Here is a 16,863-nt window from a genome sequence, read left to right as displayed (position 1 = left end):
GGAGACGATTAGCTAGCCGCCTTCCCCGCACGCGGCCGCCGCGGCTTCGCCCCCCGCGGCACGACCTTCGGCGTCGCCACCAGCACGCCCCACTGATGCAGGTGCTCCATGCCCGACAGCGCATCCAGGTACGCCATGAAATGCGTCAGGTAGCCGGGCGAGGTCTCTTTCATCAGCGTCAGCGCGCGATGGACCAGTACACCGGAGTTCAACGGCCCACCATTGGTGGGCATCTGGGCCAGCGATTGCTTGAGCTGGCTGGCATTGCGAAGCCTGGCCCACGTCGCCCGGACCTCGCCCAGCACCGGCAATTCCGGATACGCAGCACTGTGCTGCCCGGTTAATTCCGTGACCAGCGCCCGCAGGCCGATGCGACCCGATGACAGGCCCGGCGCGGTCACTACCGATGCCGACGCATCGGCAACCCGCTCAGCGTAACCCGCGACCAACGCGTCCAGCTTCCGTTGCAACAGCGCCCGCACCTCCCCGTCATGCATCTGTGCGCGGGCATGCAGTGCCTCGATCACCGCAAAGCGCGTGCGGTCCAGCCCGTCGAGCTTGTCCGCTCGCCAGTTCTCGAGAATCTCAGCGGTTGCAACAGGGTTACGGGGCATCCGCGGCCTTGCTCGCCTTGGGTTTCGGGATCGGGGCGATTTCGACGCGGCGGTTCTTGGCGCGGCCATCCTCGTCGGCGTTGGAACTCACCGGCTGCTCGGAGCCAAACGCCGCGGCAAACACCGCATCCGACGGCACGCCCTCGGCGATCAGGGTGCGGGTAACGGTCAACGCACGCTCGGCAGAGAGTTCCCAGTTGTCGGCGAAGCGCCAGTTGCCATCGCGCACCTGCTGGTCGTCGGTGAAGCCGCTGACCATGAGGATTTCCTCGCGCGAGGCCAGGTAGCCCTTCAGCGGCCCGGCCAGGCTCTTGAGGACGTCGACGCCCTCGGGCTGCAGCGTGTCGGAGTTCAAGGCAAACAGCACATTGCCGCGGATGCCGATGCGGCCATCCACCAGCGTCACGCGCCCGGCCGCGAGCGGGCCGGCGAGTGCCTGCTCCAGCGTCTGGCGACGCTGCACTTCGGCCTGGCGCTGCTTGACCTCCTCATCCAGCCGGTTGGTCAGCTCCAACTGCAGCGCGACGACGCCGACCAGGATCAGTACGAACGCACCGAGCAGCACCGACATCAGGTCGCCGAAGGCGGCCCAGATCGGCGCCCCTCCGTCGGCCTCGACTTCGATCTCGTCGCTCATGCCGAGGCGGCTCCGGCCTTGCTGCTGCGGCGGCCGGCCAGCTGCTGCAGCTCATCGATGATCTGCTTCTGCGAGAGCACGCTGAGGTCGATGACCTCGCGCGCCTGGGCCACGTAATAGGCAAGCTGCTCATCACTGCGTGCCAGCGAGCCGTCCAGCGAGGCGGCGATCTGGGCCAACCGCTCGTTGAGGCCGTCGCTGGCGGTCCCGAAGGACTGCACGGCGCTGCCCAGCGCATCGGCCAGGCTCGCGACTTCGACCGCGCTGCCGGTGACCTGCGCGGCCACGCTGCCGAGCTTGCCGGTCTCGGCTTCGATGTGATCGGTGAAGCGGGTGCCGACCCGGTCCAGCAGCTCGGCCGAGGTCGATACCAGTGCATCGACGGCGACGCGCTGTTCGTTGGCGGCGTGGTTGACCGCATCCAGCAGAGTCTCCACGGTCGCCAGCAGGCGGCTGCGTTCTTCCAGCGTGGCGGTGTCGCGGACCAGGCTGTCGGACAGTTTGCTGCGCAGCTCGGCAACGACATCGGCCGCGGCCTTGGGCGCTTCCGAAGCCGCCTGGACCAGGCGCGAGATCTCGCTGATCGTCTCGCTGGCGTGGGCCTGTGCCTGCTGGGTGATGTCGTTGGCGGTGCGGGCGAGGGTGTCGCAGATGTCCTGCTGGCGGCGGGCCACGCTGTCGCCGGTCTGCTCCCAGCGCTCGCCGAGGCTGGCACTCATGCCGGTGAAGGCCTCGGTCCACGCGCTCAGACGTTGCTGATCGCGTGCTTCCAGCGCGTCCTGCAGCTGGGCATGGGACTGCTGCATCGCATCGCCGAGTGACACCGCCTGTGCCTGCAGCGTCGCGGCGGCGGCGTCCAGCGCCTGTTGGTGACGCTCGCTCAGTGCCGTTGCGGCCGCATCCTGGCGGGCCAGGGCCTGCTGCCATGCCTCGGCGATCTGCGCCGTGGTGGCGTCCATGCGGCTGCCGACCGAGTCGATCAGACCGGTGGCCCGGGCGTCATGCGTTTCGGTGAAGCTGGACAGCGCGCTGCGCAGGTCGGCAGTCAGCGCGGTATGGGTCTGCTGCTGCGCGGCCTGGGCATCCTGCCAGCGCGTCGCGGTCGTGCTGAGCTCGGCCGAGACCGCCTCAAGCAAGGCGGTGGAGCGCTCGCCATGCTGCTCGGCGAACTTGGCCAGCGCACTGCGCAGCTCGGTCGCCATGGCTTCATTCGTCTGCTGCTGTGCGGACTGGGCCGCCTGCCAACCGTCAGCGGTGCTGACCAGCTTCGCGGAGACCGCGTCGAGCAGGCCAAGCGCGCGTTGATCGTGCTGTGCGGCAAATCCGTCCAGCGCGGCGCGCAGGTCGGCGGTCAATGCGGTATTGGTCTGCTGCTGGCTGTCCAGCGCGGCCTGCCAGGACGCGGCGGTCGCGACGCGGCTGGCGTCGAAGCCCTCGGTCAGACCGGCCAGCTGGCGCTGTACAGCCTCGGTCACCGTCTCGTGCATGGCGGCGTTGGCGCGGGCGATGCCGGCCAGGGTGGTGTCCATTACCGGCTGCAACGCCGCACCTACCGCGCGTGCGCTTTCGGCGACGCTGTCCTTGAGTGACTGCTCGATCGCGGCGGTCAGGCGTGCGTACTCTTCGTCGGCCTTGGCATGGAAGTTCTGCTGGTTGGCCAGCAGCCGCTCGCCCGAGGCGCTGCTCTGCTGCTCGACCGCGGCCGTCATAGCCTGCAGCCGATCCACCAGCGCGGGCATGAGCTCGGCCTGCTGCTGCAGCAGCCGGAAGGCTTCATTACGCTGCCAGGACTGCGAGTGGGTGTGCAGGGTGGTCGCGATCTCCACGTCCAGCCGCTGCACCACCTCCAGGCGCTCACGCCGGCACAGGGCCGAGAGCAGGCCGAGCATGGCGGAGGTGGCGACACCGGCGATCGAGGTGCCGAACGCCACCGCGAGACCTTCCACCGGCGCGCCCAGCGAACCACGGATGGCCTGCAGGTCGGTCGCCCTCTCCAGTGCCAGGCCGGTGCCACGCAGGGTGGCCATCATGCCGAGCAGGGTGCCGAGCATGCCCAGCAGCACCAGCAGGCCGACCAGGTACGGCGTCAGCACCGGACCGGGCAGGGCGACCCGTTCGCCTTCCACGCGCAGGCGCACCGCGTTGCGCAGGCTGGGATGCAGCTGGCCGAGCCAGGCGGCGAGCCCTGCGCCTGCCGTACCCGCACTAGCGCTGGCCGACGCAAGCGAGGCGGTCGCCTGCCGGTAGCGATACAGCTCGAGGCCACCGGCGAGGTAGCAGACGGCGATCAGCAGGGCGACCGCGAAGCCGACCGGATTGGTGCTGGCATACCCCGCCCCGATCCAGCACACCGCCACAAGGCCAAGCAGGAAAACAACGTAGTGAAGACTGGTTCTGAACATGACGTCCCGGTTAGTGGGTGCGAAGCGCTGCAAGCAGGCCTTCGATCGGTTGAAAACGGATATCCAGCTCGGCCAGCAGCAGGCTCTGCATGTCGCGACGGAACACTTCGCGCCAGGCATCGTCGCTGCCGGCCTCGCGCAGGCGTTCGAAATGCACCCCGAGCAGCACCGGCACCTTGGCCAGCAGGCTGTGCTCGCGCGCACTCAGGGTCTGCTCCATCAGCGCATCGACTTCGGCGAGCCTGGCCATCTCGGGCGAGGTGCGGGTCAGCATGTCGCGCAGACGGCCACGCAGACGGCTGGTGGCACCGAGCATCGAGCGCTGCAGGGTGATGTAGCGCTCACGGAACGCGGTGTAGTCGGTGGGCGCTTCGGCACCGCCGGCGCCTGCCACCGGGCGAGGTGGTTTCGCAGGCTCAGGTTCCTGAACAATGCTGGCCTCCAACGCCGCGCGGATGCGCTGGCACTCGGCGTCCTCGCCGGCGTCGAAATCCGGACCCTCCACCGCAGGCGGGAGCCGGCCATCGAGCGCCTTGGACAAGGTGACCGCCCGCGTCCAGTCCACCCACTCGCTGAGCCGGTCGGACAGGGCAGGGCCCGCCGAGGACAGGTTGCTTTCGGCGAGCCGGGCCAGCAGCCGGATGAAGGCCGGGCCCGGGACAGGCGTCCGTTGCGCGGTTTTGGCCATTGTTCCGGTTAAAACGACGAATTTTACACCGTAATGACCGCCCACCGCCCGGGCGCCGGGTTCAGCCTGGGCCGGACGGCCCCGTCGCCGGGGCGACTGGCGCATCGGATCGGTCGATAGGTCCCGGCCCGGCTGCGTAGCGTCTGCGGTGAGGCAACGATTATTCTGTGACCCGATCTCACAGGGGAGTGCAGAAGATGGGTTGGACCGGGAAGATCGCGCCGATGGCGCTGTGGTTGGCCGCCAGCGGGACCGCCATGGCGGCCACGCCCGCACCTTCAGCCACGGAAGGCGTGCGGAACGTCCCCGGGTTTGCCTTACCGCTCTCGCCCTATCTGAGCCCTGAAGCTCAGGCGGCGATGCGCAGCGCGGTGGCCAACGGTGATCCCGTCGCAAAGATGGACAACGCCACCGTGCTCAAGGAATTGTCGGCGATCCGCAAGGGCGCGGACGCGTGGGCCTACGGAGAAATCCAGGCGCTGCGCGAGCGCTATCCGGTGGAGCTGCACCACGAGCGCTGGAACGGCGTACCGGTGGTGCGGGTCGAGCCGCGCAGTGCACCCGCCGACCCGGCGCAGCGCCGCCTGCTGATCGAACTGCATGGCGGCGCCTTCGTGTTCGGGCGTGCCGACAGCCTCGGCCTGCTCGAGGCGATCCCGGTGGCGGCAATGACCGGTGCCACGGTGGTGGCGGTGGAATATCGACAGGGGCCCGAGCACCACTTTCCGGCCGCCAGCGAGGATGTCGCGGCGGTGTATCGCGCCGCGTTGGAGAAAATGCCCGCGCAGCAGATCGGCCTGTTCGGCTGCTCGGCCGGCGGTGTGCTGACCGGCGAATCGCTGGCGTGGTTCGACAAGGAGAAACTGCCGATGCCGGCCGCGGCCGGGTTGTTCTGCGCCGGCGGCGATGCCCGTTACGGCGGCGACTCGCGCTATGTGGCCGCGGCGGTGACCGATGCCCTGCTGCCGCATGCCGATGGCACGCTGCCGATCATGGAAGACCTGTACTACGGCAAGGTCGATTTCCGGGATCCACTGGTGTCGCCGGTGTTTTCCGATGCGGTACTGGCCCGGTTTCCGCCCACGCTGTTCATCACGGCCACCCGCGCGGCCGAAATGAGCAACGTCGCCTACACCCATTCCCGGCTGGTGGACCTCGGCCGCGAGTCGGACCTGCATGTCTGGGACGGCCTGGGCCACGCCTTCCACCTGGACGCGCGCTTGCCGGAAAGCCAGCAGGCCTACCGGGTGATGGCGCGCTTCTTCGCCAGGCACCTGCAGATGCCGCTGCCGGCATCCCCGGGAGAGTAAGGCGCACAGGGCCTGCATACGCTGTGCATACATCCGTATGCACGGTGCTTACATGCCGTTGCCTACGGTGGAACCCGAGTGCACCCGCGCTCGGTTTTCCCCATAAGGAGTAGATGATGAGTCAGCAGATTCCCGAAGGTACCCTGGTCGTTGTAGCCGATGGCGGCTCGGCCCGCGTGTTCACCAACGTCGGCACCGCGCACAAGCTGCAACTCAAGCAGGAGGGGGAACTGCAGCTGCAGGCCGTCAGCGATACCGGCGCGTCCGGGCAGGGGCCGTCCGGCTCGGTGCCGCAGGAGATGAGCATCTCCCAGCTCAACGAAGCGACGTTCGCCAAACAGGTGGCCGCCCAGTTGAACGAAGATGCGCTGAAGAACCGCTACGCACACCTGATCCTGGTCGCCGATCCGCAGACCCTGGGCCGCATCCGTCCGCTGCTGCACAAGGAAACCCAGGAGCGCCTGATCAAGGATCTGGCCAAGGACTTCACCAACGCGCCGCTGGAGGACATCCAGCGCGCTCTGTCCTGAGAACACTGCCCATGGCCTTCGTTCGTGAGTACACGCCTGCCGACATCACCCGCGCCGAGCTCGATGCGGGAAGCGGCTGGGTGCTGCTGGAATTCGGCACGGGCTGGTGTGGCCACTGCAGCGCCGCGCAGCCGCTGCTGCAGAAGTTCCTCGGTGGCTACGACACCACGCATCTGAAGGTGGAAGACGGGAAGGGGCGGCCACTCGGCCGCTCCTTCGCGGTGAAGCTGTGGCCGACCGTGATCCTGCTGCGGGACGGTCAGGAAATCGCGCGGGCCGTACGGCCGCAGGAGAGGGAAGATCTTGCGCCCTTGATCGATGCGCTGGAGCGCGATCCGTAAGGCATTGCATGTATTGAAACAGCTTGAAACACGCTGTTCCATGCCGTTCGCAGGCAGGGTGGGAGGATCGAGAGCGCCGTTTGTAGTAACATTGCTCGCTTGAACACCCCCGGGCCATTGCCCGCTTCCTGGTCATCCATCCCGCAGCGTCGCTGAGTCCACGCGGCCGTCCGGGATCGTCTGTTGCAACCCCTCGTCGCGCATCGCGCTGTGTCATCAGAGGCGGTATTTCCTGTGCCGTGCGCGGGACCTCGGGCGCCGCGATGGCCTGCTTCCAGGAGAAAGCAGATGCAGGACCTGCATGCCGCACATGCCCATTTCGGCTGGTTCAAACGCCGCCGCCAGATGCACGTCGACGAAGTCACCGTCGTTGACCGTCCGATGTTGAAGAAGGCCGTCGGCGCCGCCGCGCTCGGCAACGCGATGGAATGGTTCGATTTCGGTGTCTACGGTTATCTGGCCGTGACCCTCGGTCAGGTGTTCTTCCCCGACAGCAGCCCGACCGCGCAGCTGATCGCGACCTTCGCGACCTTTACCGTCGCCTTCCTGGTGCGCCCGCTGGGCGGTCTGGTATTCGGGCCGCTGGGCGACAAGTACGGCCGTCAGAAAGTGCTGGCCTTCACCATGATCCTGATGGCCGCCGGTACCTTCAGCATCGGCCTGATCCCCTCCTATGACCGGATCGGGATATGGGCGCCGGCACTGCTGCTGCTCGCCCGCATCGTGCAGGGCTTCTCCACCGGCGGTGAGTACGGCGGCGCGGCAACCTTCATCGCCGAGTACTCGACCGACCGCAACCGCGGCCTGATGGGCAGCTGGCTGGAGTTCGGCACGCTGGGTGGCTACATCGCCGGTGCCGGCACCGTCACCGCGCTGCACATGGCGCTGAGCGGCACCCAGATGCTGGATTGGGGCTGGCGTATTCCGTTCCTCGTGGCGGGCCCGCTGGGTCTGCTCGGCCTGTACATGCGCATGAAGCTGGAAGAAACCCCGGCCTTCCGCGCCTATGCTGAAGAAGCCGAAAAGCGCGACCACGAACGCCCCGGCCTGGGCGCATTGTTCCGCGTGCATTGGGCGCAGCTGCTGATCTGCGTCGGCTTGGTCCTCGTGTTCAACGTCACCGATTACATGCTGCTCACCTACATGCCCAGCTATCTGAGCGTCACGATGGGCTACGCCGAGAGCAAGGGCCTGCTGCTGATCATCATCGTGATGCTGGTGATGATGCCGCTCAATGTGCTGGGCGGGTTGTTCAGTGATCGCCTGGGCCGCCGCCCGATGATCATCGGTGCCTGCATCGCGCTGTTCCTGCTGGCGATCCCGTGCCTGAAACTGGTTGGCAGTGACAATGACTGGCTGATCTTCCTCGGGCTGATGCTGCTCGGCGTGGCGCTGGTGTGCTTCACCAGCTCGATGCCGTCCACGCTGCCGGCGCTGTTCTATACGCCGGTGCGCTACAGCGCGCTGTCGATCGCCTTCAATGTCTCGGTGTCGCTGTTCGGTGGCACCACGCCGCTGGTGACCGCCTGGCTGGTGGAGCGCACCGGCGATCCGCTGGTGCCGGCGTACTACCTGATGGGCGCGGCGGTGATCGGCGTGATCACCATGCTGTTCGTGCGTGAGACGGCCGGGATGCCGCTGCGTGGTTCGCCGCCGGCGGTGGCCAGCGAAGCCGAAGCCCGTGCGCTGATGCGCAGCGACGACCCGGTCACGGTGGATGCGACCCAGCCGACGCTGCCGGTGGCCGCCGTGCCGGAGGACGCGCGTCCGGCGTGACGCCGGTCGGCGTCGATCATCAACGGCGCACCAATTGCGCCGGGCGATCGGCCCGGCGCCGGCAACACCCGCACCGCAACATGTCAGCCCGGTCGGCCAGTGCTAGGATCGACCTCACCTGAATCGATCTAAATTCAACGCCATGACAAAAACGGGGACGGTGCGGTGGTTGGGGCTCGCTGTAGGGGCGATGTTGGTGGCCGGCACGGCCACGGCGGCACCGGCGAAGCTCGGCGAACGCGCCTATGCGGCGGTCGATCCGTTCATCGGCACGGCCGGGGAGGGGCACACCTATCCCGGCGCGACCGTTCCGTTCGGGATGGTGCAGCTCAGCCCGGACACCCGCATCCAGCCACGCGAGAAGGCGTATGGCTGGGCGGCGGGCTACCGGCACGACGACACCAGCATCGTCGGCTTCTCGCACACGCACTTCTCCGGCAGCGGCCATTCCGATCTGGGCGATGTGCTGCTGATGCCGGTGCGCACCGATGCCAGCCTCGAGCGTGGCGATCCGGACAAACCCGGCAGCGGCTACACCTCGCGCTTCCGCCACGACGACGAGCGCGCCGAGCCGGGCTACTACGCCGTCACCTTGGATGATCCGAAGGTGCGCGCCGAGCTGACCACCAGCACCCGCGTCGGCGTGCATCGCTATACCTATCCGGCCAACCAGCCCGCACGCGTGCTGCTGGACCTGCGCACCAGCCTCTACGACTACCCGGGCAAGATCATGTGGTCACGCCTGCGCGCCCGCGAGGACGGCACCATCACCGGCTTCCGCGAGACCCGCGGCTGGGCACCGGGCCGGCAACTGTATTTCGCGATGCGCTTCTCGCGGCCGCTGACCGGTCACGCATTCCACAACACCGAGACTGACATCGCCTACAAGGGTTTCCCGCCGCCGGGTCACCAGAGCCCGGCCCAGCGTGCGCAGATTGAAGGGCGCCAGCTGGTCGGCACCTTCGATTTCGGCACGCTGGACAAGCCGCTGGTGGTAACCGTGGCGATTTCGTCGGTCAGCGAGGCCGGTGCGATCGCCAACCTGGAGAGTGAAGTACCGGGCTTCGATTTCGACCGTGTCCGTGCCGAGGCTAAAACGCAGTGGACGCAGGCGCTGTCGGTGCTGGATATCGACGGCCCCGAGCAAGACCGTCGCAGCGCCTACACCGCGCTGTACCACAGCCTGCTCGGGCCGACCGTGTTCATGGACAGCGATGGCCAGTACCGCGGCTCGGACAATGCCGTGCACCGCGCCGAGGGCTATACCAACTACTCGACGTTCTCGCTGTGGGACACCTACCGCGCCCTGCATCCGCTGCTGACCCTGGTGCAGCCGGAGAAGCGCAACAGCGATTTCATCAATTCGCTGCTCGCGCACCAGCACAACAGCGCCTACGGGATGCTGCCGGTATGGGCGTTCCACGGCCAGGAGACCTGGTGCATGATCGGCTACCACGCCGTGCCGGTGATCGCCGATGCCTACCTCAAGGGCATTCGCGGGTTCGATGAGAACAAGGCGCTGGCGGCGATGGTGGCCACCGCGAACTACGGCCCGTACGACGGCATCGCGCAGTACCGCGAACTGGGCTGGGTGCCGATCGATGAAGAAGGCGAGGCCGCCAGCAAGACGCTGGAATATGCGTTCGACGACTGGACCATCGCGCGCATGGCCAAGGCGATGGGCAACACCCAGGTCGCCGGTGAGTTCGAGAAGCGCGCCACGAACTGGCGCAATGCCTATGACAAGGACACCGGTTTCATGCGGGCGCGCAAGCGCGACGGCAGCTTCCGCACGCCGTTCGACCCGAGCGCCAGCGGCTACGGCACGGATTACACCGAAGGCAACGCCTGGCAGTACTCCTGGTATGTGCCGCACGACGTAGCCGGCCTGGCTGCCGCGCACGGTGGCAGCGACGCGCTGCTGGCCCGTCTGGACCAGGTGTTCGAGGCCAAGGTCGACCCCTCGATCTTCGAGCACATGGAAGACATCACCGGCCTGATCGGCTGGTACGCGCACGGCAACGAGCCCAGCCACCACGTGGCCTACCTGTATGCCCACGCCGGCCAGCCGTGGCGCACCCAGGCCCGCCTGAAACAGATCATGGACACCCAGTACGCCGACCGTCCCGATGGCCTGGCCGGCAATGACGACCTGGGCCAGATGTCGGCGTGGTACGTGTTCACCGCGCTGGGCTTCTATCCGGTGGCACCGGGCAGTGGCGAATACATCATCGGCCGCCCGTTCCTGCCCAAGGCGGCGCTGCACCTGCCCAACGGCAAGACCTTCACCATCGTCACCGACGGGCTGGGCAAGGGCCACGACTACGTCGGCTCGGTGACGCTCAATGGCCAGCCGCTGCAGCGCACCTTCCTGCGCCACGAGGAAATACTGGCCGGTGGCGAGCTGCGCTTCACCCTCCAGGCCGAGCCGAACAAGGCCTGGCCGGGGCAGGGCGCGGAACAGCCGTACTCGATGTCCCGCTGACCGGCTGCAGGGGCGCCCTTCTGGCCAAAATGGGATTTATGTCCAATTTGGCCAGAAGGGGTATAGTAGGGCCATCCCGTCCTGGAGCGTGCCATGACCCTGCCACTGGATCTGCCCGGCCTTGAAAAGGCCACGGCGTCGTCGGTGAAAACCCGCGGCTGGCCCAGCCTGATGCGGACCGTCCGCGAGAAACAGGCCCTGGTGATCACCAACCACAATCACCCCGAGGCGGTGATCGTGGACATCAAGACCTACCAGGAGCTGCTGGCCAAGGCCGCCGGTGGCGACGCCGATGAGCGGCTGGGCGAGCTGGAACGCCTGCGCGCCGCGTTCGATACCACGCTGGCCAGCCTGGGCCGCGATGGCGGGCTGGGCAAGGTGCTGGGTCAGCCGATCCGCCGTGGCCGCAAGGTCGCCCTCGGCAGCCCCCTCTGACCGATGGGGCGCATTCTGGTACTGGCTGGCGTCAATGGCGCCGGCAAGAGTTCGCTGCTGGGCATGTGGCTGGAAGAAGAAGGCCTGACCTGGTTCAACCCGGATACGTTCACCCGCCGCCTGGTGGAGACGGGGTGGTCGTTGGGCGAGGCCAACGCTGCGGCCTGGAATGAAGGCGCGCGCCGGCTGCGGCAGGCGATCGACGAGGGCACCGACTTCGCGTTCGAAACCACGCTGGGCGGCAACACCATCCCGCGTCTGCTGCGTGAGGCGTGCGAACAGCACGACGTAGCGATCTGGTTCTGCGGCCTGCACAGCGTGGAGCTGCACATGGAACGCGTCGCCGCGCGGGTCAGTCGCGGTGGGCACGATATTCCTGCCGACAAGATCCGCGCCCGCTACGACTCCTCCCGCGAGAACCTGCTGGCCCTGTTGCCGCACCTGGCGGAACTGCACGTCTACGACAACAGCGCCCCGGCTGACGCCGACGGCGCCGAACCGCTGCCGGTGCTGCAGCTGGATCGCAACGGGCTGCACTATCCGGCCTCGGCGATCGAGTTGCTGCAGACCCCGGACTGGGCCAAACCCATCGTGATGCGGGCCATGGAGCTGCATACCCCGGTGTAAGCGTTACTGCAGGGGCCTGAGCAGCAACAGCACGCTCAGCGTCAGCATGAACACCGCGATGCCCGCGTCCAGCCAGCGCCATGCCCTGGCATGCGCGAACCACGGTTGCAGCCAGCGCGCCCCGACGCCCAGCAGGGTGAACCACGACACGCTGGCCAGGCACGCGCCTGCCGCGAACAGCCACCGGGCATCGCCCGGGTAGCGGGTCGAGAGGCTGCCGAGCAGCACCATCGTGTCCAGGTAGACGTGCGGATTGAGGAAGGTGAATGCCAGGCACACCAGCAGCGTGCGCTGCCATCCCGCCTGCATGTCAGCGGCTGCATCGAGCCCGCCACCGCCGGACCAGGCCCGGCGCGCTGCCATAAGGCCGTATACCGCGAGAAAGGCCGCCCCACCGAAGCGCAGGACCTCGAGCAGCAATGGGAAACGCGCCACGGCTGCGCCGATGCCGGCCACCCCCAGCAGTATCAGGGCGATGTCGCCGGCTGCGCAGACCGCGACCACCAGCGCGACGTGCTGCTGTTTCAGACCCTGGCGGAGCACGAAAGCATTCTGGGCGCCGATGGCGATGATGAGACCGGCACCGGTGAGAAATCCGGCGAGGGCGGCAGCTGGCTGCATGGGGAAATCCACGGAAGGGGCGTGCAGGGTGGCCGTAGGAGGCGAATAAGCCCAGCTACATTTCCTGTGGCACGATAAGCACTCCTGATGCGGAGATCGCCATGAGCCTGCTCCATCCCCAACTCGCCGCGTTCTCGGCCGTCCTGGAGGAGGGCAGCTTCGAAGCCGCCGCGCGGCGGCTCAACCTCACCCAGTCCGCGATCTCTCAGCGGATCAAGGCGCTGGAGGACCGTCTCGGCCAGGTCCTGATCGTGCGCCAGGCACCCTGCTGCCCCACACCTGCCGGTGAGCAGCTGCTGCGCCGGGTACGTCCGATGCAGACCCTGGAAGAAGAGGTGCTCGCCGACTTCCTGCCGGATGCGGAGGTGCAGCATCGCAACGTCTGCCTGGCGGTCAACGACGACTCGCTGGAAACCTGGTTTCTTCCCGCGCTGGCCGCGTTGCATGCTGCGCATGGCTATACCTTCGACCTGCGCGTGGACGACCAGGACCACACGTTGGATCTGCTGCGGGACGGCTCGGCACTGGGCGCGGTGACGGCGGATGCCAAGGCCCTGCAGGGCTGCAATGTCCACCCGCTGGGCACGATGCGCTATGTGGCGATCGCGGCGCCGGCATTCAAAGCGACGCATTTTGGCGCAGGCGTGAGCGCGGCCTCCCTGGCCACTGCCCCGATGATCGTCTTCAACCGCAAGGACCGCCTGCAGGCGCGGTATCTACGCACTGTCACGCGCGCCACGCTGGCCCCGCCGGTGCACTACCTGCCTACATCGACAGGTTTTGTCGAGGCCGCCGCACTTGGGTTGGGCTGGTGCCTGGTGCCCGAGTCACTCGCCACCACGGCGCTGAAGACAAATGCGGTGGTCGAGCTTGATCCAGCGCGCTGGATCGACGTGCCGCTGTACTGGCAGCACGCCGCGATCCGCTCGACCACGCTTCAGCGCATCACGGCTGCCATGCGGGACGCGGCAAGCAAGGTGCTCCGCGATCCGTAACGGGGCCGACGCGTTTCAGCCGACGGGCTCGTGGATCGGGCATCCATTGAATCGAGAGCGGAACTGACGCGAGGCGGCCATCACCACGCGGCGTGCACGATTCAGGCCGCCGAGCGGACGATGCTCGGCCAGCGCGTGCCACGGCGCGAACGCGAGCGCATCCTCGACGCCCGGCGAGGTGTGAGGCTGCCACGCCTCCTGCTGCGCCACGCTCAGGCGTGCGACCGGCAGGAACGGGCTGTCCGCCTCGGGCCAGGCAACCGACGCATCTTCGATCGGCATGCGCTCCACATCGCGGCACAGCTGCACGCGCAGCTCCCATTCGACTGGATTGGGCAGGTCGGTGAAGAAGGCCACCACCGCGTCACGCTGCGCATGTTCGTCCGAACCGATTTTGTCGCCGGTCAGTGCGAGCAGGGCAGGTGAGACCGGCGCCAACGAAAACTTGGCCATGTACGGACCGTAGAGAAACGGCACCTGGCTGAAGAAGGTCTCCCCCAGCGGATGGTGCTGCGGCTCGCCGCCCATGCCTTTGAGCAGGGCGCTCTGGCCACCGACCGCCTCCAGTGCCGCCTCCGCTCCCCGCAGCGTGGCCGAGATCATCCGCTTGGTGCGCGGCATCCGCTCGGTGGTCGCGGCAAGCAGCTTGGCCGAGCGCAGGAAGCCGGCCACGCCGGGCGTGTTGAACGCGGGGCCGTTGACCATGAGGAAGTCCTGCGTGTGCTGCTCCTCGGCGCCTTCCGCACGTGGGCCCTGCACGCCGATCACCTTGAGCGCCATCGCGCGCGGGGTGGAGACCGAATCGGGGAGCTGCTCGGCCGGCGGCGAGGACAATCGCACCCGCGCGTCGTAGCTGCCGGGCCGCGCAAACAGGCCGTGGCGCAGCTCCGCCGGCAGTTCATCCAGCACGCGCAGCCGACCTTTCAACAAGCCCTGGCCCTTGGCGTGGACCGCGCGGTGCGCGTGGCCTTCCTGTTCGGCCACCGTCAGTGCCATGCGTGCGAACACTTCGGTCAGCTCACGGATGTGGGTGGCCTCGTCCGCATCGGCGTGCTCGAGCGAGGCGTGGTAGAGAACGGGCGGGCGCAAGGCCATGGAGGCTCCGATGGGGTCATGGTGGATGGGAGGCGCCGCGAGAACATTCTGGCCGGCACCACAGGCTTCGACCCTAGGCGAGCCGGCGTTAGCCTGGCGCGGAGTAGCGTGAAGAGGGCCTGCACGCGCGCTCAGGGCGCGTCCGGCCATGCCTTGAGCAGGGGCAGCGGATCGTAAGCGCCGTCGGCACCGTAGATGCCCCAGTGCAGATGCGGTGGCGTGCCCTTGGCATTGCCGGTATCGCCGACGTAGCCCAGCACGGCGCCCTGCTCGATGACATCACCGCGCGCCAGACCGTCGCGCCAGTCGTCCAGATGCGCGTAGTAGTAGCGCTCACGCGCCGGGCCCATCACCCACACCTGGCGGCCACCCAGGCCGCTCTCACGGATATCCGCGACGATGCCGGGCGTCGCGCTGCGCACTTCGGTGCCACGTTTGGCGAAGATGTCCACACCGGCATGGGTACGATCGCGTCCGCGCGGTGCGCCGAAGGTATCGGCCACCTGGCGTGCCGAAACACCGGCCACGGGAACGGGCAGGGCGGTTGGGGCTGGCATCTGCGACAGGCGCCAGAGCGCGCGGGGCGATTCCGCGATCGGGCTGTTCCAGAGCACGCCGGCCACTACGATGCAGACGACAAGGACGAGCAACCGGAGCAGCCAGCGCCGCAGCCGGCGTGCAGGCGAGGAGCGCACGGGCGGCGTCGCGGGACTCACGAGACGGGCTCCCGTGACTTTTTCGCAGCGGTGCGTCCCGACACATGCAGATGCTCCGGCACATGCCAACGCCACGGAAACTCGATCGCCTTGCTGATGCCGATCCGAGGCCCGACCACCGGCGCTTCTGGCGGCGCCATCCCATCGGACACAATGCGGATGCCACGGTCATTGCGCACCAGATCCGCGCCATCCAGCGCCTTGGTGATGCCCATCGCCTGTGACAACCGCCCCGGGCCACTGGCGAGATCGCGATCACGCTGGATGGCCGGACGCGCTTCGCGGATCAGCTCCAGCCCCGCCACCGGCTCGAGCGCCCGCAGCAGCACGCCCCAGCCCTGGCCGACCTCACCGCACACGGCATTCGACCCCCAGTGCATGCCGTAGCTGAAATACACGTAGAGGTGCCCGGCCTCACCGAACATCGTGGCGGTGCGCGCGGTCATCCCGCGGTACGAATGTGCCGCAGGATCCTGGTCACCGGCGTACGCCTCCACCTCGACGATGCGGCCGGCCCGACCGTCATCGCGCACCAGCAGCTTGTTCAGCAGCTCGGGCGCCACGTCGGTCGGGTGCCGCTGGTAGAAGCGTCGCGGCAGAACGGTCCACTTCTTCATGCCAATCCGCGCAATGGAGATACCTTTGCCAGTCCGAACGAGCCCTTACTGTGACGCGCCGGCGGTCAATGCGCGATCAACACGCCGCCATCGTCACGCCATGCTCGCCCGACATTCGCGGCAGGTTGATCGATACAGGGCAATCCTCGGCTACGTATCCGCCGCCACGAAGCACGCGCCATGCCCGCCAGAAAACGCCTGAAGATCGCGACCTTCAACGTCAACGGCGTGCTGACCCGGCTGCCGCATCTTCTTGCTTGGCTGGAGCGCGAACAACCGGACATCGTCGCCCTGCAGGAACTCAAGGCCACCCAGGAGGCATTCCCGGAGGCCGCCATCCGCGATGCAGGCTACGGGTGCATCTGGCAAGGACAGCGCGCATGGAACGGTGTCGCGCTGCTGGCTCGCGGCCAGGACCCGATCGAAAGCCGGCGTGGTTTGCCCGGCGATCCGAAAGATGACCAGAGCCGCTATCTGGAAGGCGCCGCGCATGGCGTGATCGTGGGCGGCCTGTACCTGCCCAATGGCAACCCGCAGCCCGGTCCGAAGTTCGATTACAAGCTGAAGTGGATGCAGCGCCTGCACAAGCACGCCAAGAGCCTGGTCGCGCTGCCGCATCCCGTCGCACTGATCGGCGATTTCAACGTCGTGCCCACCGATGCGGACATCTACGATCCCAAGTCGTGGCGCAAGGACGCGCTGCTGCAGCCCGAGGTGCGCGAGGCATACCAGGCGCTGCTCGGGCAAGGCTGGACCGACAGCCTGCGCGCGGTCCACGGCGACGCGCAGATCTTCACTTTCTGGGACTACTTCCGTGAGCACTTCGCCCGCGACCGCGGACTGCGGATCGACCATCTGCTGCTCAATCCCGTGCTCGCGCCCAATCTGAAAGACGCGGGCGTGGACAGGTGGGTGCGCGCCTTGGAAAAGCCCAGCGACCACGCGCCCACCTGGATCGAGGTGCTGGCGCCCAC

General features: G+C 67.6%; 16 protein-coding genes and 1 pseudogene. 9 read left to right on the top strand and 8 right to left on the bottom strand.

Features of this window, described 5'->3' with window-relative positions; translation table 11 throughout:
• Positions 1–8: 8 nt before the first annotated feature.
• From ABE473_RS01410 to ABE473_RS01395, 4 genes are read right to left on the bottom strand one after another with little or no spacing between them, the layout of a single operon-like run.
• The gene (locus ABE473_RS01410; protein WP_346488206.1) at positions 9–614 is read right to left on the bottom strand and encodes a DUF2894 domain-containing protein; all 606 of its coding nucleotides are present in this window, start codon (positions 612–614) and stop codon (positions 9–11) included.
• Complete coding sequence (locus ABE473_RS01405) at positions 604–1,251, bottom strand: OmpA family protein (RefSeq protein ID WP_176988844.1); 648 nt, start codon at positions 1,249–1,251, stop codon at positions 604–606. Before ABE473_RS01405 ends, ABE473_RS01410 begins: the two co-directional genes overlap by 11 nt.
• Complete coding sequence (locus ABE473_RS01400; RefSeq protein ID WP_346488205.1) at positions 1,248–3,653, bottom strand: DUF802 domain-containing protein; 2,406 nt, start codon at positions 3,651–3,653, stop codon at positions 1,248–1,250. The genes ABE473_RS01405 and ABE473_RS01400 overlap by 4 nt, the downstream gene beginning before the upstream one ends.
• Before the next feature lie 10 nt (positions 3,654–3,663).
• Entirely contained in the window at positions 3,664–4,341 is a 678-nt protein-coding gene (locus ABE473_RS01395; protein WP_346488204.1) for a DUF3348 domain-containing protein, read from the bottom strand.
• Positions 4,342–4,538: 197 nt separating this feature from the next.
• On the opposite strand from ABE473_RS01395, the gene ABE473_RS01390 reads away from it, so the two are divergent.
• The 7 genes from ABE473_RS01390 to ABE473_RS01360 all read left to right on the top strand — a co-directional run bounded on the left by ABE473_RS01390 (position 4,539) and on the right by ABE473_RS01360 (position 11,845).
• The gene (locus ABE473_RS01390; RefSeq protein ID WP_346488203.1) at positions 4,539–5,651 is read left to right on the top strand and encodes an alpha/beta hydrolase fold domain-containing protein; all 1,113 of its coding nucleotides are present in this window, start codon (positions 4,539–4,541) and stop codon (positions 5,649–5,651) included.
• Positions 5,652–5,767: 116 nt separating this feature from the next.
• Positions 5,768–6,181, top strand: coding sequence for a host attachment family protein (locus ABE473_RS01385; protein ID WP_346488202.1), 414 nt, complete (start codon positions 5,768–5,770; stop codon positions 6,179–6,181).
• An 11-nt stretch (positions 6,182–6,192) separates the two neighbouring features.
• Positions 6,193–6,522 (top strand): thioredoxin family protein, encoded by a 330-nt coding sequence (locus ABE473_RS01380; RefSeq protein ID WP_346488201.1) that lies wholly within the window; start codon positions 6,193–6,195, stop codon positions 6,520–6,522.
• 288 nt (positions 6,523–6,810) lie between these two features.
• Positions 6,811–8,298 carry a glycine betaine/L-proline transporter ProP gene (gene proP, locus ABE473_RS01375; RefSeq protein WP_346488200.1) on the top strand — a complete coding sequence of 496 codons (1,488 nt, stop codon included), beginning with the start codon at positions 6,811–6,813 and terminating at the stop codon, positions 8,296–8,298.
• Between the two features lie 190 nt (positions 8,299–8,488).
• Positions 8,489–10,783 (top strand): GH92 family glycosyl hydrolase, encoded by a 2,295-nt coding sequence (locus ABE473_RS01370; RefSeq protein ID WP_346488199.1) that lies wholly within the window; start codon positions 8,489–8,491, stop codon positions 10,781–10,783.
• A 93-nt stretch (positions 10,784–10,876) separates the two neighbouring features.
• Entirely contained in the window at positions 10,877–11,218 is a 342-nt protein-coding gene (locus ABE473_RS01365) for a type II toxin-antitoxin system prevent-host-death family antitoxin (RefSeq protein WP_179458839.1), read from the top strand.
• Between the two features lie 3 nt (positions 11,219–11,221).
• Complete coding sequence (locus ABE473_RS01360; protein ID WP_346488198.1) at positions 11,222–11,845, top strand: AAA family ATPase; 624 nt, start codon at positions 11,222–11,224, stop codon at positions 11,843–11,845.
• Between the two features lie 3 nt (positions 11,846–11,848).
• Here the strand turns inward: ABE473_RS01360 and ABE473_RS01355 are convergent, their stop codons facing one another.
• Positions 11,849–12,466, bottom strand: a complete 618-nt coding sequence (locus ABE473_RS01355; RefSeq protein WP_346488197.1) for a LysE/ArgO family amino acid transporter — start codon at positions 12,464–12,466, stop codon at positions 11,849–11,851.
• A gap of 101 nt (positions 12,467–12,567) precedes the next feature.
• Here ABE473_RS01355 and ABE473_RS01350 point away from each other — a divergent pair, with 101 nt between their 5' ends.
• Complete coding sequence (locus ABE473_RS01350; RefSeq protein WP_346488196.1) at positions 12,568–13,461, top strand: LysR family transcriptional regulator ArgP; 894 nt, start codon at positions 12,568–12,570, stop codon at positions 13,459–13,461.
• 15 nt (positions 13,462–13,476) lie between these two features.
• Here ABE473_RS01350 and ABE473_RS01345 read toward each other — a convergent pair whose 3' ends face one another.
• The 3 genes from ABE473_RS01345 to ABE473_RS01335 form a co-directional block, all read right to left on the bottom strand.
• Positions 13,477–14,556 (bottom strand): catalase family protein, encoded by a 1,080-nt coding sequence (locus tag ABE473_RS01345; RefSeq protein WP_346488195.1) that lies wholly within the window; start codon positions 14,554–14,556, stop codon positions 13,477–13,479.
• A 131-nt stretch (positions 14,557–14,687) separates the two neighbouring features.
• The gene (locus ABE473_RS01340) at positions 14,688–15,272 is read right to left on the bottom strand and encodes a M23 family metallopeptidase (protein ID WP_346488194.1); all 585 of its coding nucleotides are present in this window, start codon (positions 15,270–15,272) and stop codon (positions 14,688–14,690) included.
• Complete coding sequence (locus tag ABE473_RS01335; RefSeq protein ID WP_346488193.1) at positions 15,269–15,889, bottom strand: DNA-3-methyladenine glycosylase; 621 nt, start codon at positions 15,887–15,889, stop codon at positions 15,269–15,271. The genes ABE473_RS01340 and ABE473_RS01335 overlap by 4 nt, the downstream gene beginning before the upstream one ends.
• A 180-nt stretch (positions 15,890–16,069) precedes the next feature.
• On the opposite strand from ABE473_RS01335, the pseudogene xth reads away from it, so the two are divergent.
• Positions 16,070–16,846 (top strand): annotated as a pseudogene (xth, locus tag ABE473_RS01330) (exodeoxyribonuclease III); the annotation flags it as partial.
• Between the last annotated feature and the right edge of the window lie 17 nt (positions 16,847–16,863).

Source organism: Stenotrophomonas sp. TWI700, assembly GCF_039673645.1.
GTDB classification, from domain to species: Bacteria; Pseudomonadota; Gammaproteobacteria; order Xanthomonadales; family Xanthomonadaceae; genus Stenotrophomonas; species Stenotrophomonas maltophilia_AA.
The sequence above is the reverse complement of the archived record's forward strand: the minus strand, read 5'-3'. Positions and strand labels throughout refer to the sequence as shown.